The following is a 2,014-nucleotide window of genomic DNA, read 5'->3' on the forward strand; positions in this document are numbered from 1 at the left end:
TTTTTAAGTTCCATAGTTTTTAAGTTTAATGTTCGCTAATTTATATATTTATTTCATCTGTTTAAAATTTTTTCCAAAAAATAGGGAAAAAACTTTAAAACCCCTTCCAGGAGCGCCAAGTTTGCTATAGAATCCTATTAATGTAGCCAATACCACCAAACCCAATTGGGCGAAAGAATTATATACGTTTTAGCTGCCTCTTTGGAAACCGTCCACAAGGTATTCAAAAAATTTTACTTTTTCCACTTCAGGGAGGTATTCCCCGAAAAAATCAACTTTACCACTAGTCCTCCCAAAAGAGCCCCGGCAGTATTGGCCAGCACATCTAATATATCGCCTTGGCGATAGGTAGTGAACCACGCCTGAAGAACTTCAATAATTATGCCATAAAAAATTGCATAGCCCACAGCCCAACCTATGGTTTTATGAAGTGTATACCTTCCGTTAGTACGCTCCCAAATACACAGTGTCCCCAGAATAGTGGCTCCAAAATAAAATGCAAGATGCACTAATTTATCAAAGTGTGGTATTCTAATTACGGGGAGTACATGAGTACCACTAAAAGAAAATAAGCTGAGCAGTGTTACTAACACTATCCAGCTTATAAATGCAATGGTGAAAAAATATTTCTTAAGCACCCACTAATTCTTTGTAATCCGCATCGGACATCAATTCGTCTATCTCGGAAGCGTCACTAAATTTCACTTTTATGATCCACCCCGCCCCATAAGGGTCACTGTTTACAATTTCGGGTTCGTCTTCCAAGGATTCGTTAAAGGCAACTATCTCGCCACTTAAGGGAAGAAACAGGTCCGAAACGGTTTTAACGGCTTCTACTGATCCAAACACCTCGTCCTTATCCAAGCTCTCATCCAAGGTTTCCACCTCTACATATACAATATCGCCCAACTCTCCCTGTGCGAAATCTGTGATTCCTATTGTAGCGGTATCGCCCTCTATTTTAACCCACTCGTGGTCTTTGGTGTATTTTAATTCTGAAGGTACATTCATTATTTCTGGTTGTTAAAAAAACAAATTTAAAAAGATTATCCGAAGCAAATCTATATTACGCATTTAAACTTTCCAATTAATACGGAATTTTTAACGCCTCCTACCCTACACCTTCACGCTTACATTGGCATCCTTAATTCCCGAAGTTGTAAATTAGGGTAAATCCAGTATTGATAGCCGTCTGGGGAAAGGCGGTAGAAACTGCAAACTTGGAAAAGGAATGATCGTAGAAGAATAGGGCGTTTAAGCTTTTACTTAGAGCGTAATCTGCCCTAAACTTAACCGACATAATATTTTTCCCGGAGGTTATTTGATTGTTGTCTATATCCAAGTTCCTTATAATGGTAACATCGTCCCTAAGGGTAACATCTGCCTTTAGGTTTAGATCACCTTTTAGTCGCTGTTGCTCTCCGCCAATATTGGTAACCAATTGTACATCCTTAAATCTATATCCCAGCCCTAGGGTATATTCCTTCCCAGTAATTTCTGTCATTAAATTATTATCAAAACTCAAGGACAAGGCCCTATCGGTTCTAATTTCGGCAAGGACACTCATAGAGTTTCGCATTTCAAAATCTACCTTCACCAACGGATTAAATTGGTCCGTTAGCACTACGTTGTTCATAATGGTCTTCGGCAGGAAGTCTTGATTTTCTCTATTTATGGGCTCTAAGCCCTCATTCACCATTTGGGTACGCTCCAAATTGGTCTGAAAGGAGTTAATGCTATAGGCCGATCTATACCCGTGGGTTAAAGAGAAGCGATTAAATTTCTCCCTAAACCAAGCATTCCTCATGAGGCCTGTATATTTAATATTCCAATTGGGAATGGGCACATTCCTGAAAGCACCTAAATTTACTTTATTGGCATCCTGCCCCGTATAGGCGGCAAAAAATGCTGGCAACAATACGTCTTGACTGGTTTTTCCGTATCGCTCTGGGAAGCCGTCCTCATCTACATTGCCCGTATCGTGGTTTCGCTCGGCCACAATTCTATTGGCCAC

General features: G+C 40.0%; 3 protein-coding genes. All 3 read right to left on the bottom strand.

Annotated elements, in window-relative coordinates:
• Window positions 1-233 precede the first annotated feature (233 nt).
• A complete protein-coding gene (locus F1E73_RS16790; protein WP_191089057.1) occupies window positions 234-593 on the bottom strand; it encodes a VanZ family protein in 360 nt (119 codons plus the stop codon).
• Window positions 594-630: 37 nt separating this feature from the next.
• Window positions 631-1,011 (bottom strand): glycine cleavage system protein GcvH, encoded by a 381-nt coding sequence (gene gcvH / locus F1E73_RS16795; protein ID WP_150452634.1) that lies wholly within the window; start codon window positions 1,009-1,011, stop codon window positions 631-633.
• A 133-nt stretch (window positions 1,012-1,144) separates the two neighbouring features.
• The coding region (gene sov / locus F1E73_RS16800; RefSeq protein WP_150452635.1) for a T9SS outer membrane translocon Sov/SprA at window positions 1,145-2,014 on the bottom strand (870 nt) is incomplete at its 5' end.

This window comes from Arenibacter lacus (assembly GCF_008711145.1).
GTDB lineage: Bacteria > Bacteroidota > Bacteroidia > Flavobacteriales > Flavobacteriaceae > Arenibacter > Arenibacter amylolyticus.